The sequence below is a fragment of the Amycolatopsis nigrescens CSC17Ta-90 genome (genome assembly GCF_000384315.1).
Lineage (GTDB): Bacteria > Actinomycetota > Actinomycetes > Mycobacteriales > Pseudonocardiaceae > Amycolatopsis > Amycolatopsis nigrescens.
The window spans coordinates 7518630-7538926 of record NZ_ARVW01000001.1 but is presented as its reverse complement, the minus strand read 5'-3'; the positions used below and the strand labels follow the sequence as shown (position 1 = coordinate 7538926).

17 protein-coding genes are annotated in these 20297 nt (G+C 70.9%); 7 read left to right on the top strand and 10 right to left on the bottom strand.

Annotated features, from left to right (window positions below; all coding sequences use genetic code 11):
• Nucleotides 1-108 precede the first annotated feature (108 nt).
• Nucleotides 109-3333 carry an AfsR/SARP family transcriptional regulator gene (locus AMYNI_RS0135750; RefSeq protein ID WP_026361355.1) on the top strand — a complete coding sequence of 1075 codons (3225 nt, stop codon included), beginning with the start codon at nucleotides 109-111 and terminating at the stop codon, nucleotides 3331-3333.
• Here the strand turns inward: AMYNI_RS0135750 and AMYNI_RS0135745 are convergent, their stop codons facing one another.
• Nucleotides 3334-4110 carry an IclR family transcriptional regulator gene (locus tag AMYNI_RS0135745; RefSeq protein WP_020672918.1) on the bottom strand — a complete coding sequence of 259 codons (777 nt, stop codon included), beginning with the start codon at nucleotides 4108-4110 and terminating at the stop codon, nucleotides 3334-3336. It abuts the gene before it with no gap.
• Nucleotides 4111-4169: 59 nt separating this feature from the next.
• Between AMYNI_RS0135745 and AMYNI_RS46135 the strand changes: the two genes are divergently transcribed.
• The 4 genes from AMYNI_RS46135 to AMYNI_RS0135725 all read left to right on the top strand — a co-directional run bounded on the left by AMYNI_RS46135 (nucleotide 4170) and on the right by AMYNI_RS0135725 (nucleotide 9973).
• The gene (locus AMYNI_RS46135) at nucleotides 4170-5600 is read left to right on the top strand and encodes an MFS transporter (RefSeq protein ID WP_020672917.1); all 1431 of its coding nucleotides are present in this window, start codon (nucleotides 4170-4172) and stop codon (nucleotides 5598-5600) included.
• 14 nt (nucleotides 5601-5614) lie between these two features.
• Complete coding sequence (gene mdlC, locus AMYNI_RS0135735; protein ID WP_020672916.1) at nucleotides 5615-7213, top strand: benzoylformate decarboxylase; 1599 nt, start codon at nucleotides 5615-5617, stop codon at nucleotides 7211-7213.
• A gap of 14 nt (nucleotides 7214-7227) precedes the next feature.
• Entirely contained in the window at nucleotides 7228-8688 is a 1461-nt protein-coding gene (locus AMYNI_RS0135730; protein ID WP_020672915.1) for a benzaldehyde dehydrogenase, read from the top strand.
• Nucleotides 8689-8773: 85 nt separating this feature from the next.
• On the top strand, nucleotides 8774-9973 hold the full coding sequence (locus AMYNI_RS0135725) for an HNH endonuclease signature motif containing protein (RefSeq protein WP_084628549.1): 1200 nt from the start codon (nucleotides 8774-8776) through the stop codon (nucleotides 9971-9973).
• Between the two features lie 305 nt (nucleotides 9974-10278).
• Here the strand turns inward: AMYNI_RS0135725 and AMYNI_RS0135720 are convergent, their stop codons facing one another.
• Complete coding sequence (locus AMYNI_RS0135720; RefSeq protein ID WP_020672913.1) at nucleotides 10279-11202, bottom strand: MerR family transcriptional regulator; 924 nt, start codon at nucleotides 11200-11202, stop codon at nucleotides 10279-10281.
• Between the two features lie 223 nt (nucleotides 11203-11425).
• Between AMYNI_RS0135720 and AMYNI_RS0135715 the strand changes: the two genes are divergently transcribed.
• Nucleotides 11426-12145, top strand: coding sequence for a GntR family transcriptional regulator (locus AMYNI_RS0135715; protein ID WP_020672912.1), 720 nt, complete (start codon nucleotides 11426-11428; stop codon nucleotides 12143-12145).
• 79 nt (nucleotides 12146-12224) lie between these two features.
• Here AMYNI_RS0135715 and AMYNI_RS0135710 read toward each other — a convergent pair whose 3' ends face one another.
• The 7 genes from AMYNI_RS0135710 to AMYNI_RS0135680 form a co-directional block, all read right to left on the bottom strand.
• Nucleotides 12225-13202 (bottom strand): chitinase, encoded by a 978-nt coding sequence (locus tag AMYNI_RS0135710; RefSeq protein ID WP_020672911.1) that lies wholly within the window; start codon nucleotides 13200-13202, stop codon nucleotides 12225-12227.
• Nucleotides 13203-13212: 10 nt separating this feature from the next.
• Nucleotides 13213-14172 carry a chitinase gene (locus AMYNI_RS46130; RefSeq protein WP_020672910.1) on the bottom strand — a complete coding sequence of 320 codons (960 nt, stop codon included), beginning with the start codon at nucleotides 14170-14172 and terminating at the stop codon, nucleotides 13213-13215.
• Between the two features lie 214 nt (nucleotides 14173-14386).
• On the bottom strand, nucleotides 14387-15391 hold the full coding sequence (locus AMYNI_RS0135700) for a ribose-phosphate diphosphokinase (RefSeq protein ID WP_020672909.1): 1005 nt from the start codon (nucleotides 15389-15391) through the stop codon (nucleotides 14387-14389).
• A 13-nt stretch (nucleotides 15392-15404) separates the two neighbouring features.
• Nucleotides 15405-16211, bottom strand: coding sequence for a hypothetical protein (locus tag AMYNI_RS47570; RefSeq protein WP_020672908.1), 807 nt, complete (start codon nucleotides 16209-16211; stop codon nucleotides 15405-15407).
• 3 nt (nucleotides 16212-16214) lie between these two features.
• Nucleotides 16215-16421: a hypothetical protein gene (locus tag AMYNI_RS0135690; RefSeq protein WP_020672907.1), complete on the bottom strand. Its 207-nt coding sequence runs from the start codon at nucleotides 16419-16421 to the stop codon at nucleotides 16215-16217.
• 131 nt (nucleotides 16422-16552) lie between these two features.
• Nucleotides 16553-16885 carry an ArsR/SmtB family transcription factor gene (locus tag AMYNI_RS0135685; protein WP_026361353.1) on the bottom strand — a complete coding sequence of 111 codons (333 nt, stop codon included), beginning with the start codon at nucleotides 16883-16885 and terminating at the stop codon, nucleotides 16553-16555.
• A gap of 84 nt (nucleotides 16886-16969) precedes the next feature.
• The gene (locus AMYNI_RS0135680) at nucleotides 16970-18142 is read right to left on the bottom strand and encodes a DUF1015 family protein (protein ID WP_026361352.1); all 1173 of its coding nucleotides are present in this window, start codon (nucleotides 18140-18142) and stop codon (nucleotides 16970-16972) included.
• A 142-nt stretch (nucleotides 18143-18284) separates the two neighbouring features.
• On the opposite strand from AMYNI_RS0135680, the gene AMYNI_RS0135675 reads away from it, so the two are divergent.
• A complete protein-coding gene (locus AMYNI_RS0135675; RefSeq protein WP_020672904.1) occupies nucleotides 18285-19811 on the top strand; it encodes an MDR family MFS transporter in 1527 nt (508 codons plus the stop codon).
• A gap of 6 nt (nucleotides 19812-19817) precedes the next feature.
• Here the strand turns inward: AMYNI_RS0135675 and AMYNI_RS0135670 are convergent, their stop codons facing one another.
• A complete protein-coding gene (locus AMYNI_RS0135670; protein ID WP_020672903.1) occupies nucleotides 19818-20231 on the bottom strand; it encodes a hypothetical protein in 414 nt (137 codons plus the stop codon).
• Nucleotides 20232-20297: the final 66 nt, after the last annotated feature.

Here is a 20297-nt window from a genome sequence, read left to right as displayed (position 1 = left end):
AGTGCTCCCTTGACGAGTTCCACCGTGCGCCCGGCCGCGCACGGTTCGCTGCGGGTCCGCGCACGACCGGCCGCCAGTACTGTCGGCGTGCCGGGCTACCGTCGGTTCATGCGATTCGGGGTGCTGGGGCCGCTGGCCGTGTGGACCGCGGACGGCCGGCAGGTCCGGGTGCCCGAGGTGAAGGTCCGCATGCTGCTGGCGGACCTGCTCGTGCAGGACGGCAAGCCGGTCTCGGCCGACCGGCTCGCCGAGGACCTCTGGGCCGGCCGCCCGCCCGGCAACCCGACGAACACCCTGCAGACGAAGGTCTCGCAGCTGCGCCGCGCGTTGGAGGACGGCGAGTCCGGCGGGCGCGAGCTGGTGGTGCACCAGGCACCGGGATATCTGCTGCGGGCCGGTGCGGAGGACGTGGACGCCCGACGGTTCCGCGCGCTGACCGGGAGAGCACGGGCCACCGGCGAACCGCGGGAGAAGGCGGCGCTGCTGTCCGAAGCGCTGAGCCTGTGGCGGGGCCCGGTGCTGGCCGAGTTCGCCGACGAGCCGTTCGCCGCGCCCGCGGTCCGGCGGCTGACCGAGGAGCGGCTGGTCGCGCTGGAGGAATGGGCCGAGGCCCGGCTCGCCCTCGGTGAGCACAGCCTGCTGGTCGGTGAGCTGGGCGACCTCGTCGCCGAGAACCCGCTGCGCGAGCGGCTCCGCGGCCTGCACCTGCGAGCGCTGTACCGGGCCGGGCGTCAGACCGAGGCGCTGGACAGCTACCACGAGCTGCGCCAACGGCTGGCCGAGGAACTGGGGCTGGCCCCCGGCCCCGAACTGACCGGGTTGCACCAGTCCATCCTGGAGCAGGATCCGGCGCTGGACGGCGCGCCCGCGCCCGTGAGTTCCACGGCCCGCCCGCGGAGCAATCTGCCCGTCCCGCTCACCGAACTGGTGGGCCGGGACTCGGCGGTCCGCGAGGTGCGGGCGATGGTCACCGGCGCGCGGCTGGTCACCCTGACCGGGCCGGGCGGAGTCGGCAAGACCAGGCTGGCGGTGGAAACCGCGCGTGAGCTCGCGGACGCGGTGCCGGACGGCGCCTGGCTGATCGAGCTGGCCGGGCTGGACCGCAGGCTCTGCCCGGAACAGGAGTGCCCGGCGGACGACTGGGTCGCGGACGTCGTGGCCGCCACGCTCGGCATCCGCGAAGACCCGTCGTCCTGGCCGGTCGACACCGCTCAGCGGCTGGCGGATGCGTTGCACGGCAAGGAGATCCTGCTCGTACTGGACAACTGCGAGCAGCTCGTCGAGCCGGCCGCGAGATTGGCCGCGCTGCTGCTGCGGGCGGTGCCGGGGCTGCGCGTGCTGGCCACCAGCCAGGAACCCCTCGGCCTGGCGGGCGAGCAGGTCTGGAGCGTGCCGGCACTGGAGGTCCCGGCCGATCTCCCCGCCGTGGAGGTGCTCGCGTCGGCGCGGAAGTTCAGCGCCGTCCGGCTGTTCGAGGCCCGCGCGGCCGCGGCGGCGCCCGGGTTCGAGCTCGACGAGCGCACCGCACCGGCCGTCGCCGCGATCTGCCGGCGGCTGGACGGGATCCCGCTGGCGCTGGAACTGGCCGCGACCAGGGTGCGGGTGCTCGGCGTGCCCGAGCTGCTCAGCAGGCTCGACGACCGGTTCCGGCTGCTGGCCGGCGGGCACCGGGACGCGCCGGAGCGGCAGCAGACCCTGCGCGCCATGATCGACTGGAGCTGGGAGCTGCTGACCGCGGCCGAACGGATCGTGCTGCGGAGGCTGGCCGTGCACGCCGAAGGGTGCGGTCTCGCCGCCGCGGAGACGGTCTGCGCCGGAGACGGCGTCAAGCCCGACGAGGTACTGGACCTGCTGGCCCGGCTCGTCGACCGGTCATTGGTGGTCAGCAGGCAGTCCGGCGCCGGGGAACCGCGGTACCGGCTGCTCGAGTCCGTCACCGAATACTGCCTCGAACGCGTGCACGAGGCCGGCGAGTTCGACCGGCTTCGGCTGCGCCACAGCCGGTACTACCTCGCGCTGGCCGAGCAGGCCGGGCCGCTGCTGCGCGGCCGCGAGCAGCGGCGCTGGCTGGAACGGCTGGACCTGGAGGCGGCCAACCTGCGCACCGCGCTCGAAACCGCGGCGCAGCAGGCCGAAGCCGAACTCGCCCTGCGGCTGGCGAATGCGACGTCCTGGTTCTGGTTCCTGCGCGGACGGCTCAACGAGGTCCGGCGGTCCCTGCGGCTGGCGCTGTCCGTGCCCGGCGACGCGCCGGCCGGCATCCGGGCGGTCACCAGTGCGTGGGCGGCGGGTTTCGCGATACTGGAAGGGGAAGGCTCGGACAGCGGGGCCTTCGAGGCCGCCGAAGAGATCGAGCACCCGGCCGATCGCGCGATGGCGCTGTGGTTCCTCGGTTACGCGCTGGCCACCGTCGGCGACATGGGCACCGGCGAACGGCTCACCAAGCTGGCGATGACCGGCTTCGACGAACTGGACGACCAGTGGGGCATCGCGGCCGCGCACAGCGACCACGCGAACTACGCGATGGCGTCCGGCGACTTCACCGGTGCCGAGCGCAACGCCACTCGAAGCGCCGAGCTCTTCCACCGGATCGGCGACCGCTGGGGCGAGTTGCAAGCGTCCTTCGCGCTGGGCGCGCTGGCCGGGATCACCGGTGACTACGAGCTGGCGGCCAGGCTGCACCGGGACGGCCTGCGCATGGCGGAGGAGCTCGGGCTGTGGCCGGAGGTCTCCTACCAGCTTTCCTGGCTCGGCCGGGTCGCGCTGCTCACCGGGGACTTCGACCAGGCCAGGGAGTTCCACGAGCGGGCCATGCGGCTGGCCGCCGAGCAGGGTTTCAAACCGGGCGAGATGTACGCCGAAACCGGGCTCGCGCTCGGCGCGCGGCAGACCGGTGACTACGACACGGCCGAAAAGCATCTGCGCACCGTGCTCGCCTGGCACCGGCGGACGGACTTCGAGCCGGCGAGCACGCTGATCCTGGCCGAGCTGGGCTTCCTCGCCGAACAGCGCGGCGAACAGGCCACAGCCACCGAGCTGCAGTTGGAAGGGCTGGCTTTGGCAAGGCAGACCGCGGCCCCCAGGGCGGTCGCCCTCGCGCTGGAGGGACTGGCCGGTGCCCGCGCGCTCGCCGGCGAACCCGCGCACGCCGCCAGGCTGCTCGGCGCCGCCGCTCGGCTTCGGGCGTCGGTGGGCACCCCGCTGCCAGACGGTGAGCGCACCGACGTCGACCGGATCGGCGCGAAGGCGCGGAAAGCGCTCGGTGAAGCCGTTTTCGCCGCGGAGTTCGAACACGGCGCCGTCCTCGAACTCGACGAACTGGTCGCGTTCTGATCATTCGCCGGTCGTGCGGGCCGGCCGGTATCCGAGTGCCGCGCTGACGCAGGCGGCGGTGTGCCGCAGCTCCGGCACCAGTTCCGCGGTCCGGCGCGGGGTGAGCCTGGTGCTGGGCCCGGAAATGGTGACCGCCGCGAACGGCTCGCCGTGGCCGTCGCGGATCGGCACGCCTACCGCGTGCACCCCCGGCACGCTTTCGTCGAGGTTGACGCCGTAGCCGAGGGAACGAACCAGCGCGAGCTGCTCCAGCAACGCGGCGACGTCGGGCAGGGTGGCCTCGGTGAGCCGGTCGAGCCCGGCGGGATAACGCGAGCGGACCTCGTCCGCGGACAGTTCCGCCAGCAGCACCTTGCCCGCGGCGGCGGCGTAGGCGGGCACCCGCTCACCGGTGCGCGGCGCGACCCGCAGCGGCTGGCGGCCCTCCACCCCGTCCACGAACAGCACCTCGGGACCGTCCAGCACCAGCAGGTTGACCGTCTCGTTGACCTCGGCGCAGAGCCGGTCCAGATGCGGCCTTGCCAGCCGCACCAGGTCCTGCCCGCCGGCCGCGTCCCGCAGCAGGCCGACCAGGGTGGGGCCGTACCGGTACCGGCGCCCGCCCGGCTCCTGCTCCACGAACCCGTGCAGCCGCAGGGTGGAGAGCAGCCGGTGCGCGGTGGACCTGGCCACCCCGAGCGCTTCGCCGACCTCGCTGACTCGCACCGGTTCGCGGTCTCGCAGCAGCACCAGGATCCGGAGGGCGTTGCTCACCGAGTCGGTGGCGTTGTTCGACATAGCGGAATCTTAGCCGAATTCGTTCCGCAGAGAAGGATATGGTCCTAACCTTCCGAGCCATGTCGAACGGCAACGTTGCCCCAGCCCGGTCCTGGTGGGTGCTCTGCGGGTGGCTGCTGCTGGGCTGGACCGCCAGCGCCGCGGACCGCGCCGTCACCGGCCCGGTCGTCACCTGGATGATCGACCACCACGTCGGCTTCCTGGAGGGTGTGGCCAAACCGTACGCGCTCGGCGGCTTGATCGGCGGCCTGTTCTTCGCCGGTTACATGCTCACCCAGTTCCCCGGCGGCTACCTCGGTGATCGCTACGGGCACCGCACCGTGATCGGGATCAGCCTGCTGTGGGCCGGTATCGCGACCGTGGTGAGCGGGCTGATCACCGGCCTGTTCGCCTTCGTCGCGCTGCGGGTGATCACCGGCCTCGGCGAGGGCGCCTACTACTCCAACGACCGGACCCTGATCAGCGCCGAAACCCCGCCACGGCGGCTCGGCCTGGCGATGGGCATCGTGATCACCGGCCTCGCACTGGGCATCACCATCGCCACCCTGCTCTCGCCGCCGATGATCGGCCTCGGCGCCCAGCTGCTCGGTTCGGCCGACGCGTGGCGGATGCCGTTCCTGCTGCTGGGCATCGTGACCATCACCATCGGGATCGGCGTTGTCCTCTACTTCCGGCGTCAGCAACGCGGGCTGCCCTACCGCCGGGCCACCCTGACCATGCTCGGGTACGCGGCGATCGGGCTGGTCGCGGTGATGAGCGTGTACCTGCTCGGCACCCGGCTCGGGCTGTCCGACCTTGCCGTCGCGGGCCTGGAACTGCTGCTGGCGCTGGTACTGGTGCTGGTGGTGTTCCGCCGCAAAGCCGGTGAGCTGCGGCCGGTGCTGCGCAACCGCAGCCTGATCCTGATCTACCTGGCGAACTTCTCGATCCTCTGGCACCTGTGGTTCTTCAGCTTCTGGTCGGTGTCGATCGTCGCCGGTGCCGCGCATTCCTCCTTCGCGCACGCCGCGCTGATCGCCGCGTTCAACGCCGGAGCGGGCATCCTCGGTTTCCCGGCTGGCGGCTGGCTGTCCGACTACGGCATCCGGCGCGGCTGGGGCAGGCGCACGATGATGGCCACTTTTATGCTGCTGCAAGGCATCCTGACCATCATCTTCGCCATCCACATCTCCTCCGGCCAGCCGTCCATGCTGTTCATGGGCGTGCTGCTGTTCGTCGCCAGCCTGTTCTTCAACGCGTTGCAGCCGATCGGGCACGCGCTGACCGCGGACCTCGCGCCACCGGAGCACCGGGGTGCCGCCTTCGGCATGGAGAACCTGATCGGCGAGATGGGCGCGGTGCTCTCCCCCGCCGTCGGCGGGGTGCTGCGCGACGCCAACGGCGGCTGGACCCAGGCCGTGCTGCTCGATGCCGGGCTGATCCTGGCCGCCTTCGTACTGCTCTGCTTCGTCCGTGAACGCCGCGACTCGGCCGTCACTTCCCCCGCCTGACAAGGAGAATCCGCTTGCCCACCGTCCGTGATGCCACCGTCGGCGTGCTGCGCCGGCACGGCATGACCACGATGTTCGCCAACCCCGGTTCCACCGAGATCACCCTGCTCTCCGAGCTGCCCGACGACCTCGACTTCGTGCTCGCGCTGCACGAAGGCTCCGTCGTGGGCATGGCCACCGGCTGGGCGATCAGCCTGGACCGGCCCGCGCTGGTGGTGCTGCACACCACCGCCGGTCTCGGCAACGCGGTCGGCGCACTGGCCACCGCCAGGGTCAACCGCGCCCCGCTGGTGGTGCTGGTCGGCCAGCAGGACCGGCGGCACCTGGCGAGCGAACCGTTCCTGACCGGCAGGCTGGACGGGCTGGCCGGGGACTACCCGGTGTGGACCGGCCGGCCGGCGCGCGCGCAGGACGTGCCGGGGGCGATCGCCCGCGCCTGGCACGAGGCCGTGCACCACCGCGGGCCCGCCATCGTGATCGTGCCGATGGACGACTGGGCCGCCGAAGCCGATCCCGGTGTGTTGCCGGCCCCCGCCGCTGTGCACTCGGCGTCCACAGTGGACGAACTCGCGCTCGAACGGCTGGCCGAGATGCTCGTCGGAGCCGACTCCCCCGCACTCGTCGTCGGTGCCGGTGCGGACAGCGCCGAGTCGTGGGCCGCGCTGGTAGCGCTCGCCGAGCGGCAGGGCAGCCCGGTCTGGCAGGAGTCCTTCGGCGCGCGGGCCGGGTTCCCGCAGGACCATCCGCTGTTCGCCGGGCACCTGCCGGCCGGGCGGAGCAGGCTGCGCGCCGCGCTGTCCGGGCATGACGTGGTCCTCGCCGTCGGCGCACCGGTGTTCCGGCAGTACAACTACGAGCCGGGCGAGTTCGTCGAACCGGGCACCCGGCTGGCCGTGGTCACCGACGATCCGGACGAGGCGCATCGCAGCCCGGTGGAGCTGGCCGTGCTCGGTGCCCCGGCGGCGATCTGCGCCGAGCTGGCCGGCCGCGTACCGCAACGGGACGCCGATCCGATGCACCGGGACGTTCCTGTCGTCTCGCCGCCCGCGAGCGGGGAACCGCTGCGCGCCAAGCACGTGCTGGCCGCGCTCGCCGAACGGCTGCCGCGAAACGCCGTGCTGGTGGAGGAAACCCCGTCCAGCCGGCCGGAGCTGCACGCGATGGTGCCGGCCAGGGAACCGCTGGGCTTCCTGTCCGCCGCGATGGGCGGGCTCGGTTTCGCCCTGCCGGCCGCGACCGGGGTGCGCCTGGCGAGCCGGGACCGCCCGGTGGTCGCGGTGGTCGGCGACGGCTCCGCGCTCTACGGCATCCAGGCGTTGTGGAGCGCCGCGCACTACCACTGCGGGGTCCTGTTCGTGGTACTGGCGAACGGGCGGTACGCGGTGATGGACCGGCTGGCCGAGACGCACGGCTCCGGCAAACCGCCGTGGCCGGCATTCGACGAGGTCAGCGTGTCCGGCATGGCGACCGCGCTCGGCTGCGCGTCCCGGCGGATCGAAACCCACAGCGAGCTCGTCGCCGTCTTCGACGAGGTACTGCCCACCCTGGCCGAACGCACCGAACCGCTGCTGCTCGACGTGGCGGTGGCGGCCGACCCCACCTTCCAACCGTGAGCGCAGGAGGAACCGTGCAACTGCTCGATCCGGCGATCTGGACCGGACAGATCCACAGTGGACAATGGCGGGACGGCGGTGGCGGCGATATCGCGGTACGGGAGCCGGCCACCGGCGGCGAGCTCGGCCGGGTCGGGCTGGCCGACGCCGCCGATGTCGGACGCGCCGCCGAACTGGCCGTCACCGCGCAGCGGGAGTGGGCGGCAACGCCGTACGACCAGCGCGCCGCGGTGCTCCGCCGGGCCGGGCTGCTCTTCGAGGAGCATGCCGCCGAGCTCGAACGGTGGATCGTCCGGGAAGCAGGCTCGGTGCCGGGCAAGGCCGCGTTCGAAACCGCGACCGCGGCGCAGGAGTGCTACGAGGCCGCGACACTGACGTCGCACCCGCTCGGCGACATCCTGCCCAGCGCACAGCCCCGGCTCAGCCTCGCCCGCCGCGTCCCGGCCGGTCTGGTCGGGGTGATCGCGCCGTTCAACGTGCCGCTGGTGCTGGCGATCCGCTCGGTGGCACCGGCGCTCGCGCTGGGCAACGCGGTGCTGCTCAAGCCCGACCCGCGCACCGCGGTCAGCGGCGGCGTCAGCATCGCGAGGATCTTCGAGGCCGCCGGGCTGCCCGAAGGCGTGCTGCACGTCCTGCCCGGTGGTGCCGACGTCGGCGAAGCGCTGGTCGCCGACCCGCACGTCCGCGTGGTCTCCTTCACCGGGTCCACCGCGGCCGGCCGTGCGGTCGGCGCCGCCGCGGCCCGGCACCTCAAGCGCGCCCATCTCGAACTCGGCGGCAACTCCGCGCTGATCGTCTGCGCGGACGCCGACCTGGATGCCGCAGTGTCCACCGCGGCCTGGGGCTCGTACTTCCACCAGGGCCAGATCTGCATGACCACGGGCCGCCACCTGGTACCGGCTTCGCTCGCCGACGAGTACGGCGAGCGGCTCGCGGCCAAGGCCGACGCCCTGCCCGTCGGCGATCCCGCCACCGAGGAGGTCGCACTCGGCCCGATCATCGACGCCGGCCAGCGCGACAAGATCCACGCGCTGGTCCAGTCCAGTGTGGATGGTGGCGCCAGGCTCACCGCCGGCGGCACCTACCAGGACCTGTTCTACCGGCCGACCGTGCTCACCGGCGTCCGGACCGACACCCCCGCCTACCACGACGAGGTCTTCGGCCCGGTCGCGCCGATCCTGACCTACTCCACAATGGACGAAGCGGCGGCGCTGGCCTCGGCCAGCGAGTACGGCCTCGCGCTGAGCATTCTCACCCGCGACGTGATGGCCGGGCTCGCACTCGCCGAGCAGATCCCGTCCGGGTTGGTGCACATCAACGACCAGACCGTCAACGACGAAGCGGTGGCCCCGTTCGGCGGAGTAGCCGCCTCGGGCACCGGCTCCCGTTTCGGAGGTGCCTCGGCGAATATCGAGGCGTTCACGGAAACCCGCTGGATCACCGTTCGAGGACAGCAACCGGGCTATCCCATTTAGTTGCACCTTCGGGTTCTTTTTCGTTCTTGATCTTGTTTGTTCGATATTATGGAGGCGTTAGCGAGGATTCTTCAAGGGGGTTGTTATGTTGTCTGCTGAGGCGATCGGTGGGTTAGATGATGCCGGGTCGGTGGATGCCGTGGTGGCTTCCCGCCGGTTGCGGTGTCAGCTCGATGCGTTCGAGGTTCGTGTGATCGCGCGGTTTTCGGCGGTGCGGGGTGGGGTGCGGTCGGTGGTTGATGAGCTGGCTCCGGAGCTTCGCCTGTCGCGTGAGGCGACTGCAACCCGTGTGGGTTTGTCGGTGGCGTTGGTGAGTCGGTTGCCGTGTTTGCTGGCGGCGATGGAGGCCGGCGAGTTGGACATCGACAAAGCCCGTCAAGCGTTCGACGGTATCGCCGTTTTACCGGATGAATTGGTAGGTGAAGCCGACCGTTTACTGGCGGAGCGGATTGGTCAGAAGAGTCCGTCGAATTGGCGTAAAGCGGTGACGCATGTGGTGGCGGGTCTGGATCCCGAAGGCCAGAAGACACGCGCTGCGGCTCGTCGGCTGGACCGGAAGGTGGAGCTGATCCACGAGCCGGATGCGATGGCCTCGCTCTGGGCGTACCTCCCCGCCGAGATCGCCGCGGCGGTGTATGCCCGGGTGGATGCTCTGGCCCGCAAGCTCCGTACCCGGGATGAGCCGCGCACAATGGACCAGCTTCGCGCGGATATGTTCACCGAGCTGCTGCTGGGCCAACACGGCGGCATCGATGGTGTGGCCGCGCAGGTGTTCATCCACATCCCGCTCGACACCGCTCTCGGCCTCCGAGAAGACGGCTGCGAGCTGGTCGGTCACGGCCCCATCCCAGGTGAGATCGGCCGCCATCTCATGAACCGACCCGATTCGGTGTGGCGCAAGGTGTTGACCGACCCCGTATCCGGCACGGTCCGGGATGTGGGCCGGACTCGCTACCGGCCACCGGCCGACCTGGCCGAGTTGGTCCAGGTTCGTGATCGCACCTGCCGCGCCCCCGGCTGTAACCGGCCTGCGCAGCGGTGCGATACCGACCACTGCACCGCCTGGTCCGCCGACGGCCAGACCGGCGAACACAATCTCTGCTGCCTGTGCCGCTACCACCACCGGCTGAAAGACGAACCCGGCTGGCTCTTCGACTTCAATCCCGACACCGCCGACCTCACTGTCACGACTCCGACCGGCCGCACCTACACCACCCACCCCGAACCTCTCGTCGATCCAGCGGTGCCGTCGTCGAAAAACGACGACGAGCCTCCACCCTTCTAACCATCCGGGTTCGAGGGTGGGTGGTCGCCTTGCAGGCCGGTCCCGCGGGCAGACGTACCCGACCACCACCGCTCACCCCGCCGACCCATGTCCGGCCGGTATCCACTCCCGTTGCGAGGGTCCCCGGTTCGAGTTCCGTTCTGGAGCCTCCCGTCGTCGAAAACCACCGACACGCCGCCCGAACGTAGAACTCGCCCACCCCCAACGTTCGACTCGCCCAGCACCAACGCAGAACTCGCGCGAGTCCCACCTTCCGACACCGCGAGTTCCGCGTTCGCGCAGTGCGAGTTCTGCATTCGGGGACGCTAAGGGGAGTCCACGGAGTGTTGTAGGGCGTCCAGGAGCCAGGAGTGGATGGTGCCGGCGGTGGCGGGTTCGCCGGTGACTTCCCGGACGAGTTGCCAGTAGCGGTTCAGGCGCGGGTCTCGGTCCACGGCGGTGTCCGTGAGCAGTTCGCGCCGGAAGGTGGGGCTGTCCCGCTCGCCTCGGACGGCGGCGTGGATCTCCACGAAACAGTCGAGCGCGGGACCCGGAGCGGGCGGGTGGCCTGCCAGCACCAGCGGTTCGGCGAGTGCGCAGGCTTCGCCGACGCCGGTCAGCAGGGCACCCTCGTCGGAGATCAGCTTCTGGTTGACCCGCGCCCTGGCCATCAGCTGCCGGGTCAACGAGCGGTTTCCGACCAGGGTGACCAGCTCCGCGTAGGCGACCACCTTGGCCGGGGTCGGGTCCACCGGCGGATCCGGCACGCACATCTCGACGAACGTGCTGAACACCTCGACCGGCAGCGGCGACAGGGTCAACCGGTGCCAGAACGAGACGAGGGCTTCGTGGGCGGCCCGGCTGTCCTGCACGGCGGCGAGCAGATCCAAGCGTGCGGCGCGATCGGCCGGACCCGCCTCCTCCACCGCCCGCAGGGACGCGCGGCGCCAGGACAGTGCCGCCAGTTCGACGTCGAGCGCGGCGCGTTCGACGGCCACGGCCTCGGCTACGGAACGTTCGCCGGTGAGCACGGCCGTGATCGCGGGCAGGCCGAGCCCGAGGCCGCGCAGCCGCCGAACGAGACCGAGCCGCTCGACCGCGTCCTCGCCGAACCTGCGGTGCCCTCCCCCGCTGCGCCGAGCCGCCAGGATCCCCTCGTCGCAGTAGAACCGGATGGTGCGCACGGACACGCCGGTCAGCCGCGCCAGGTCACCGATGCCGAGCTCGCCCGTCGTCCCCGGAACCTCCACGCCCGGACAGTACCGGTCAGACCTGTTTGCCGGAGTTCATTCCCCGGGACTACCGGGGAGACTTGACTATTCTGAATAATGCAGGCAGGCAAGACCGGTGCCCGGACCAGCTGTCCGGCACCGAGACAGCGCGCAACGACGCCGCTGCCCATTCAGATATCCAAAAGCACCGATCGCCGCGCATCGGTGCCTGCCGTCCGTTCACGGTTGAGTAAGGAGCGTTGTGGGCAAGCGAGACGTGGTACTGGTCGTCGACGGCGAGCCGCCGGCGGCGAAGCGCAAGGTCCCGCGTTACCACCTGGCCAAGGCCGAGGTGCAGCGGCTCATCCGGACCCTCGGCGAAGGCGCGGCCCTGCCCGCCGAGCGCGAGCTGGCCAAGCGGCTCGGCGTGGCCAGGATGACGCTGCGCCAGGCCATCGGTGAGCTCGTGCTGGACGGGCGGCTGGAGCGCAAGCACGGCAAGGGAACCTACGTCACGCCGCCGCATCTGGTCCGGCCACCGGTGAGCGGACGGGCCGAGGAGCGGCGGCTGGTCGCCGTCGACCGGCTGCCCGCGGACGAGCTGCTGGCCGCGGAGCTGGCCATCGCGCCGGGCGAGCCGGTGGTGCACGTCGAGCAGGTGCTCTCCGCATCAGGCGAGCCGATCTGCCTGGAATCCAGCTACCTCGCGCAGCAGCGGTTTCCCGCGGTGTTCACGGCGGGCCGGGTGGAGGACAGGCTGCAGGCCGAGTTCGGCGTCACCTTCTCCGGTTCGGAAGAACGGGTGGAGACCACGCTGGCCACGCCGCGGGAGGCCGGGCTGCTCGGCACCGGCCCGGCGCTGCCGATGATGCTGCTGCACCGGGTCTCCTACGACACCGCGGGCGCGCCGACCCATCGCAGCCGGGCGCTGTTCCGCGGCGACCGGGTCTCGCTGACGGTCGGTGCCGCCGCTGGGGGTTGAACCGGCGCACTCAGAATCTTGCGGGAGACCCGCACCCGATCGATGGGGGCATGCACAAAAAGCCTCGCATGCCCCCATCTCAGAGGCCCGCCGTGATCCTGGTGAACTCCCAGTCCGGCTGGGCGATCCCGCTGCAGTGGGAGGTCACGCCGCCGTCCGGGCAGCCGCGGTCGCGGTTGACCGACCAGAAGGACAGCCGGCCGAGCCCGTTGGTCTTGGCCCAGTCCCGGATCTGGGTCCATGCCTCAACGGAGGTCAGCTCCCGCTGATCGGACAGGCCGTTCATGCCGGAGATACCGGAGTGCGCGAAGGCCTCCGCGTCCGACCAGCCGAAGGTGGCCTTGAGCTTGTCCTTGAGCGCGGTCGTGGCGTTGACGGTGTCGTTGTAGATGTTCGAGCTGCCGAAGTCGAACGGCATCAGGGTGAAAACGTCGATACCGGCCTGCAGCGCGTTCGCCTGCTCGATGAGCCGGTTGCCCCAGGAGTTCGGGCCGGTGGTCGTGGTGGGGATGGTGACGATCGTCTGCATCCCGGCGTTGCGCTGCTTGACGATCTTCAGCGCGTTCAGGATCCGGTCCTGCACGGTGGCGTTCTCGAACTCGTCGGTGTTCTCGATGTCGATGTCGATCGCGGTGAGCTGGTACGCGTCGATCACCTGCTGGTATGCGCCGGCCAGTGCCTCCGGAGTGGCGCAGTTCGGCCCGAGCTTGTTGCCGCTCCAGCCGCCGATGGACGGCACCACGTCGCCGCCCGCGGCCCGGATCTGCGAGATGGCGTTCGCGTCGGCGCCGCCGGCGAGCGGCCGCGTGCCGTCCCAGGCTGGGGCGCAGCCACCGGAGGACAGGATGAACGCCATGGTGAAGGTCTTGATCCCGGTCGCGTTCATCACCGTGGCCGGGTCCGGCGGGTTGCCCCAGCCGAGGTAGAGGTAGGGCGCGGCCTTCCCGGCGGCCAGCGGCGCGGGTGCGCTGCCGGTTGCCGACGCCGGCAGCAGGCCGGCGGCCGTGATCGCCACGCCTGCCGCCAGCGCGGCAAGGCTCTTGCGCTTGAAGGACATGGCGTACTCCTCAATCCTGGTACTGGGCGACGATCTTCGTGAACTCGTACGGCTGCTGGGGGACGCTGCTGCACTTGCCGTCCACCCAGCCGGTCGGCTTGGTGCACTCGCGGTCCCGGTTGAGCGACCAGTAGGACAGCCTGCCGAGCCGGTGCTGCTCGGCGTAACCGAGCAGGGTGCGAAAGGTCGCCGTGGTGAACAGCTCGCTCGGCTGGTCGGTGTGGCCGTTCATCATGATCAGCCCGGTGTGCGCGTAGACGGCCGCGTCATCGAGATCGCCGCGAAGCGTCTTCAGCTGGCCGTGCGCCAGTTCCATCACCTTCTGCACGTCCTCGGCCATGTTCGCGGCCGGGCCGCCGTAGTCGAAGGCCATGATCTTGTACAGGTCGATCTGCGCGCCGACGTCCTTGGCCCGCTGGATCTCCGCCTTGCCGAGATCGCTGAGCCCGACCGTGGTGGCCGGCAGGGTGAGCGAAACGTGCAGGTTCGGGTTCTTCTGCTTGAGCGTCTTGACCGCCTGGAACCGCCGGGTCTCACCGGCCACGTCACCGAGGTCGTCACCCTCGATGTCCAGGTCGATGTGCGTGAGCGCGTACTTGTCGATCACCAGCTGGTAGGCGGCGGCGAGCGAGGACGCGTCCGAACAGGCCGCGCCGAGCTCGCGGCCGTTGTAGCCGCCGAACGAAACCGACACGTCGCCGCCGGCCTGGCGCACCTTGGCCACCTTCGCGGCGACCGCGGTGTCGGCGCCGACCGGCTGGGCGGCGTTGCCGTCCCAGGTCGGTGTGCAGCCACCACCGTTGGGGGCGAGCACGAAGGCGAAGATGAAGCTCTTCTGACCGCTCGCCGCGATCGCCTCGCCGATGTCCTGCGGATCGTTGTCAAGGGGCATGTAGTACGGCGCCGCACGCACGGAACCGGCTGGCAACGGCACCGGGACCGCTTCGGACACCGGAATCTGGGCCGTCACGGGCAAAAGCAGCGCACAGACGGCCGCTCGCCAAATCGTCTTCATCGACGTTCTCCAATGCAGGCGTTGGAGGTTGCGGCCGTCCGGCAGGGGTGAGGACGCGGCCGTGCGAACAAGGATAGACCGGTCTAGACCAATTTTGAAGAGGTCCAGACCCATCTGTCCGATTGGGGCGGCACGCGACAGGACGAGCCGGTCACGCCGGGAGAACGGGTCAGCGCGGCGATTCGGAGCCGAACAGGCTGGTCACCGAGCCCTCGTCGAAGACCTCCTGAACGGCCCTTCCCAGCAACGGCGCGATGGACAGCACGGTCAGCTGCGGGAATCGCCCGGACGGCGGGATGGGCAGCGTGTCGGTGAGCACGACCTCGCGCACCTCGGAGGTCTCCAGCCTGCGGGCGGCGAGCCCGGAGAGCACGCCGTGGGTGGCCGCGGCGATCACGTCGGCGGCGCCCTCGGCACGCAGCAGCTTCGCCGCGCCTGTCATCGTGGCGCCGGTGTCGATCATGTCGTCGACCACCACGCAGACCCGGCCCCGCACGTCGCCGACGACCTGGTTCGCTTCCGCGCGCCCGTTCAGCAGCGAGTCACGACGCTGGATGAACGCGATCGGCCGGTCACCGAGCAGCTCGGACCAGGTCTCGGCCAGCTTGACCCGCCCGGAGTCCGGCGCCACCACGGTCAGTTCGGCCTCCGCGTACTTCCCGCGGACGTACTCGGCCAGCATCGGCTGGGCGCGCAGGTGGTCGACGGGCCCGTCGAAGAAGCCCTGCGCCTGCGCGGTGTGCAGGTCGACGGTGACGATCCGGTCGGTGCCGGCGGTGGCGAGCAGGTCGGCGACCAGCCGCGCGGAGATCGGCTCGCGGCCGCGATGCTTCTTGTCCTGCCTGGCATAGGGGTAGAACGGCAGCAGCACGGTGACCCGGCGGGCACTGGCCCGCTTCAGCGCGTCCACCATGATCAGCTGTTCCATCAGCCAGGTGTTGATCGGCACCGTGGGCGCCTGCAGCACGAAGGCGTGGCAGCCGCGCACGGACTCGTCGAACCGGACGAAGTTCTCACCGTTGGCGAAAGTGTGCGCGGTCTGCGGGGTGACCGAGGTGCCGAGCTGCGCCGCGATGCCCTCGGCGAGCGCGGGATGCGCACCGCCGGAGAAGAACATCAGGCTCTTCGTCACGGTTCCCGGCAGGATGGGCACCGGGCTGGCTGCGGAGGACATCGTAGGCGTTTCCTTACCGGTTTTCGCTGCTCGCCGAAGTACGGGCCGAGTCAAGCACGGCACCGGCCGCGTCGGCGACCAGGTCGGCCAGTGCAGGCCCGCGGCCGTCGGACACCGGCCTGTCCGGCGGAGTGGACATGACCATCGCCAGCGCGGCCGCCAGGAACGCCTCCACGTCAAGCGCCGCCCCGGGCACGGCCAGTGCGGCGCGAAGCAGCCCAGCGGCGGCGAACGGTGCCGAGCGGGCGTCGTCCCGGGTGAGCACGATGCGATCGCCATCCCTCGCCGACGGCAGCTCACCGACGAGGTCGATCACCGCGTCCGCGCCGAAAACCAGCTGGTGCAAGGGAAAAGCCGCCGCGTCCGACCGGTTCCAGAGGCTCAGGTCGCCGATTCCGGCGGCCAGCAGCAGCGGGGTAAGCCCCGGCAGGTACCACGACCCGGCCACGAGCACCCGGCTGCCGCGCGGGCGGCGCCCGGCACGAGCCAGCGCGGCCAGCAGCGCCGCGGTGAGCGCGATCGCGGTGGCGTCCTGATCGGTCACCACCGGCGGCCCACCGGCGGCCAGCAGCTCGCGCTGCACCCGCCGGGTGCGGCCCGGCTCGACATGGGTCAGCAGCACGGCCCCCACCTCGGCGGGGGACGCCCGGATCCGCGCCGCCAGCTCGTCCGGGCCGGTGTCCGCCACGACCAGCGGGCGGGCGGGGATCCCGGCCAGTCCGCTGATCAGCTCGGTGTACTGGCGGAGAACGGGCTCGACCCCGGCCTGCGGGTCAGCCAGCGCGGTGCCGTCGGAGACCACCGCGAGCCGCTGTGCCATCGGTCAGTCCTGGTCGAGGGCGGAGGCGAGCATCGCGGAGTCCACCCAGCCGTCGGTGTCGATATCGGACCGGGCAGCGAGTTCGAGCAGATCCTGGAGCCGCGAAACGTGCAGATGGACCTCGTAGTCGTGTCCGGCACTCCTAGCTGTGGCCAGCACGCCCTGGGTGTCCTCGATCCGGCCGCGCAGAACCGCCGCGAACTCACTCACCGCTGCCGCCTCTTTTCCCGCTCTGGACCTTCGCACGCGAACCAGCCCCTCAGAGATCAGGCGTCCATAATCTCCGCACTTAAAGAACTATGCAAGTCTTTGATCGTGCGAGTAAACACACACCGGCCAGGTCAGCGCCGGTTCGTACGCAGATCGTCGAGCAGCTCGACCTGCCCGGACAACACCCCGGTCAGGATCGAACGGGCGACGGCCAGCAAGCCGGCCACCTCCGGACTGGTCAGCGCGTAGTAGACGGTGGACCCTTCCTTGCGAGTGGTCACCAGCCCGGCCCGGCGCAGCACCGCGAGCTGCTGGGAAAGGTTCGCCGGCTCGATGCCGACCTCGGGCAGCATCTCGCCCACCGCGTGCTCCCGCTCGCTGAGCAGCTCCAGCACCCTGATCCGCGCCGGATGCCCCAGTGTCTTGAAGAACTCCGCCTTCAATTGGTACAGGGGCCTGCTCACCGGTGCTCCCAACTGTGCCGCGAATTCAGCAGTTGCGAAGTCTAGCAACTTCTCGCCCTGCCGCCCGCCGTCGGAACCAGGACGTCAGAGGTCTGCCAGCAGCAGGCCGCTGCGAGGTTTCGGGGTGAAGTAGGTGGCCTTGCGGGGCATCCGCTCCCCCGCCGCGTGCACCGCGAGCAGGTCGGCGAACGGCACCGGGGCCAGCAGCAGCACCGCGTCGCGGTCCGGGCCCGGCGTCCACCCGCCGGGCAGCGGCCGCAGCGACGGGCCGGCGGGATCGATCCCCAGCGCCCGTTCCACCAGCAGTTTCTCCACCACGGCGTGGTCGATCACCGGTTTCCGGTCCACCGGGACGGACGGCAGCCGGATCCGCATCGCCTCCGCACCGGCCAGTACGACCACCTCGCCCGGCACCACCGGCGGCTCCCTGTCCACGGTCGGGCGCACGTCGAGGCCGACCGCACGCCAGCGCCGGGCCAGCTCCGGCGCGTCGAGACCGGTACCGGTCAGCACCCGGTGGATCGGCCCGATCCGCAGCCGCGGGCCACCGGTGACCAGAGCGAGCAGCGTGCCGCGCTCGGCGGTCGCCGCGGCGGCGACCCGGTGGTTGCCGTCCGCGACCAGCAGCGGCCGCGCCCGGAGCGCGCGGAGTACCGCGTCCCGCCGTTTCCCCTTGCCCAGCAGCCACATCCGGTGCTCGCGGCCATTACCGTCCACAGTGGATACTTCGGCCTCCCCCAGTTCCGCGCAGACCTGCTCGAGCAACCCGGTCAGCGACTCGCCGCCCTCCACCGGAACCAGCATCGCCGCGCTGGTGGCGCAGCCGAGCCCGGCCAGCATCGCCGCCCGCTCCTCGACCACAGCCGGGTAGACCTCCTCGGTGTGGCGCACCTTGGTCAGGCCGTCCAACCCGACGGCCGCCGGGTCGACCGCGCACAGCACGCCGAGCGCCGAGCCGTCCGGCCCGTCCACCCGGTACGGCGCCACCACATCGGTCACCCGCCGGTAGTGCCCGGCCCGCAGCCGGTCCAGCGCGGCGGTGGCGATCGGCAGCGCCGCCCGCAGGCCGAGCCCTTCGGCCAGCGCCGCCGGGGTGCGGTGCGGATGTTGCACGGCGAGCAGCGTGCCGTCGGCCGCGCCGGGAACGGCGAGCGCCGCGATCACCGGCTCCGGCTCGGCGAACTCGTCCACGTCCGGCCCTGGCACCTCACCTCGCACCACCCAGCCGGTCCGGATCGGCCGTATCCAGCCACTCATGGACACCATCATGACGAACTCTGCTCGACCTTCGCTCGATGCAGGAGAGCCAGGCCATAAATCGCTAACGTGGAATGGCCGGTCGTGAAATGCTTACCTATGCGAAGTAGTCGACGACGGACCGCCAAGGAGTAAGCCGCAGATGACCACCCCGGCCCCCGCGAATCCGAAGGGCATCGGCTTCCGTTCGGAACGCGGCCCGGTTCTCGCCGCCGTCATGCTGAGCACCAGCCTGGTCGCGCTGGACGCCACGATCATCGCCACCGCGGTCCCGTCGATCGTGACCGATCTCGGCGGGTTCTCCCAGTTCCCCTGGCTGTTCTCGATCTACCTGCTCACCCAGGCGGTGACCGCGCCGCTGTACGGCAAGTTCTCCGACCTGCTGGGCCGCAAGCCGGTGATGTTCTTCGGCATCGCGGTCTTCCTGCTCGGCTCGGTGCTGTGCGGGGCCGCCTGGAGCATGCCGGTGCTGATCGCGGCCCGCGCGGTGCAGGGCATCGGTGCCGGCGCCATCCAGCCGACCAGCATGACGATCATCGGCGACCTGTACTCGGTGGCCGAACGCGCGCGGGTGCAGGGATATCTGGCCAGTGTCTGGGCCATCTCCTCGGTGGTCGGCCCGACCCTCGGCGGCGTCTTCTCGGAGTACCTGAGCTGGCGTTGGATCTTCTTCGTCAACCTGCCGCTGGGCGCGATCGCTGCCTGGATGCTGGCCAGGAAGTTCAAGGAGCGGGTCGAACGGAAGAAGCACCGCATCGACTTCGCCGGGGCGGCACTGCTCACCAGCGGCTGCTCGCTGATCATCCTCGGCCTGCTCGAAGGCGGCGTCTCCTGGGAGTGGGGCTCGACGCCGAGCCTGCTGATCTTCGGCGCCGGTGTGCTGCTGCTTACCGGGTTCGTCCTGGTCGAGCGCCGGGCGGCGGAACCGGTGCTGCCGCTGTGGGTGTTCAGCCGCCGCACCCTGATCGGCGGCAACCTGATCTCACTCGTGGTCGGCGCCGTGATGATGGGGCTGACCTCGTATCTGCCCTCCTACGTCCAGGGCGTGCTTGGCACCGGCGCGCTGGTCGCCGGCTTCGCACTGGCCGCGCTGACCATCGGCTGGCCGCTCGCCGCGTCGCTGGCCGGGCGGGTGTACATGCGGATCGGCTTCCGGGACACCGCGCTGATCGGCAGCGGGGTGATCGTGCTCGGCACGACGCTGACCACCCTGCTGTCCAAGGACAGCCCGGTGTGGAACGCCGCGGCCGCGGCCTTCGTGCTCGGCGTCGGGCTCGGTCTCGCGGCCAGCCCGACGATGGTGGCGGTGCAGTCCACCGTCGGCTGGGAACGCCGCGGGGTGGTCACCGCGACGAACATGTTCAGCCGCTCGCTGGGCAGCGCGATCGGGGCCGCGGTGTTCGGCGCGATCGCCAACGCCACCCTCGCCGACCGGTTCCGCGACCCGCCAGCCGAGGTGGCGGGCCAGCTACCGGACAGCGCCGACGCCACCAACCTGGTGCTCGGCGGACATGTCGACGGACAGTCTTCCGGGGCCACCGACTTCGTCCGGAACGCGCTGTTCGACGCCACGCACAACACCTTCCTGGCGCTGGCCGCGATGGCCGTGCTCGGCGTGGCCGTACTGCTACTTATGCCCCGCAAGACCGTGGAGCTCACCTTCGACTGAGCGGGTTCAGGGATCGACCACGCTCAGTTCCTCGGCCACCAGCGCGTCGGACACGTCGCAGTTCGGCAGCCAGGCACGTGCCACGTAGCCCGTGACGCGCACCCAGCGGGAGAACCCGCCGGTGCCCGCCTCGGACAGGTAGTGCCCGAACGCCGGCCCGGTCAGCTCGAACACCTGGCCGGTGCTGACCCGGATCTCCGCGCAGGCGGCCTGCCCGCCGGCCCAGATCGCGCGCCCTTCGACGGTGATTTCCGGCCCCCGCACACCGGACTCCGGCACCACGATCGACGAGAACGTCACCGGATCCCGCGACGGCACCGCCGGCACCGTCGATGCCTCGGCACACCCGGTGACCAGCGTCATTCCCCCCACGAACAGCACCGCGACCCTTCGCCACGCCCACCCCACACGTTCGAACATGTGTTCGATTATGCCACAGCTGGCCGGCCGCGGCTGCAAAACGTGTGACTGGGTTTGATCGCCGAC

Excerpts from the sequence above, each read along its gene's own strand:
- AMYNI_RS0135700 (WP_020672909.1), bottom strand. The coding sequence starts at position 15,391 with ATGTCCTCCGCAGCCAGCCCGGTGCCCATCCTGCCGGGAACCGTGACG.
- AMYNI_RS47570 (WP_020672908.1), bottom strand. The coding sequence starts at position 16,211 with ATGGCACAGCGGCTCGCGGTGGTCTCCGACGGCACCGCGCTGGCTGAC.
- AMYNI_RS0135675 (WP_020672904.1), top strand. The coding sequence starts at position 18,285 with ATGACCACCCCGGCCCCCGCGAATCCGAAGGGCATCGGCTTCCGTTCG.
- AMYNI_RS0135745 (WP_020672918.1), bottom strand. The coding sequence starts at position 4,110 with ATGTCGAACAACGCCACCGACTCGGTGAGCAACGCCCTCCGGATCCTG.
- AMYNI_RS0135710 (WP_020672911.1), bottom strand. The coding sequence starts at position 13,202 with ATGTCCTTCAAGCGCAAGAGCCTTGCCGCGCTGGCGGCAGGCGTGGCG.
- AMYNI_RS0135725 (WP_084628549.1), top strand. The coding sequence starts at position 8,774 with ATGTTGTCTGCTGAGGCGATCGGTGGGTTAGATGATGCCGGGTCGGTG.
- AMYNI_RS46135 (WP_020672917.1), top strand. The coding sequence starts at position 4,170 with ATGTCGAACGGCAACGTTGCCCCAGCCCGGTCCTGGTGGGTGCTCTGC.
- AMYNI_RS0135750 (WP_026361355.1), top strand. The coding sequence starts at position 109 with ATGCGATTCGGGGTGCTGGGGCCGCTGGCCGTGTGGACCGCGGACGGC.
- AMYNI_RS0135680 (WP_026361352.1), bottom strand. The coding sequence starts at position 18,142 with ATGAGTGGCTGGATACGGCCGATCCGGACCGGCTGGGTGGTGCGAGGT.
- AMYNI_RS0135670 (WP_020672903.1), bottom strand. The coding sequence starts at position 20,231 with ATGTTCGAACGTGTGGGGTGGGCGTGGCGAAGGGTCGCGGTGCTGTTC.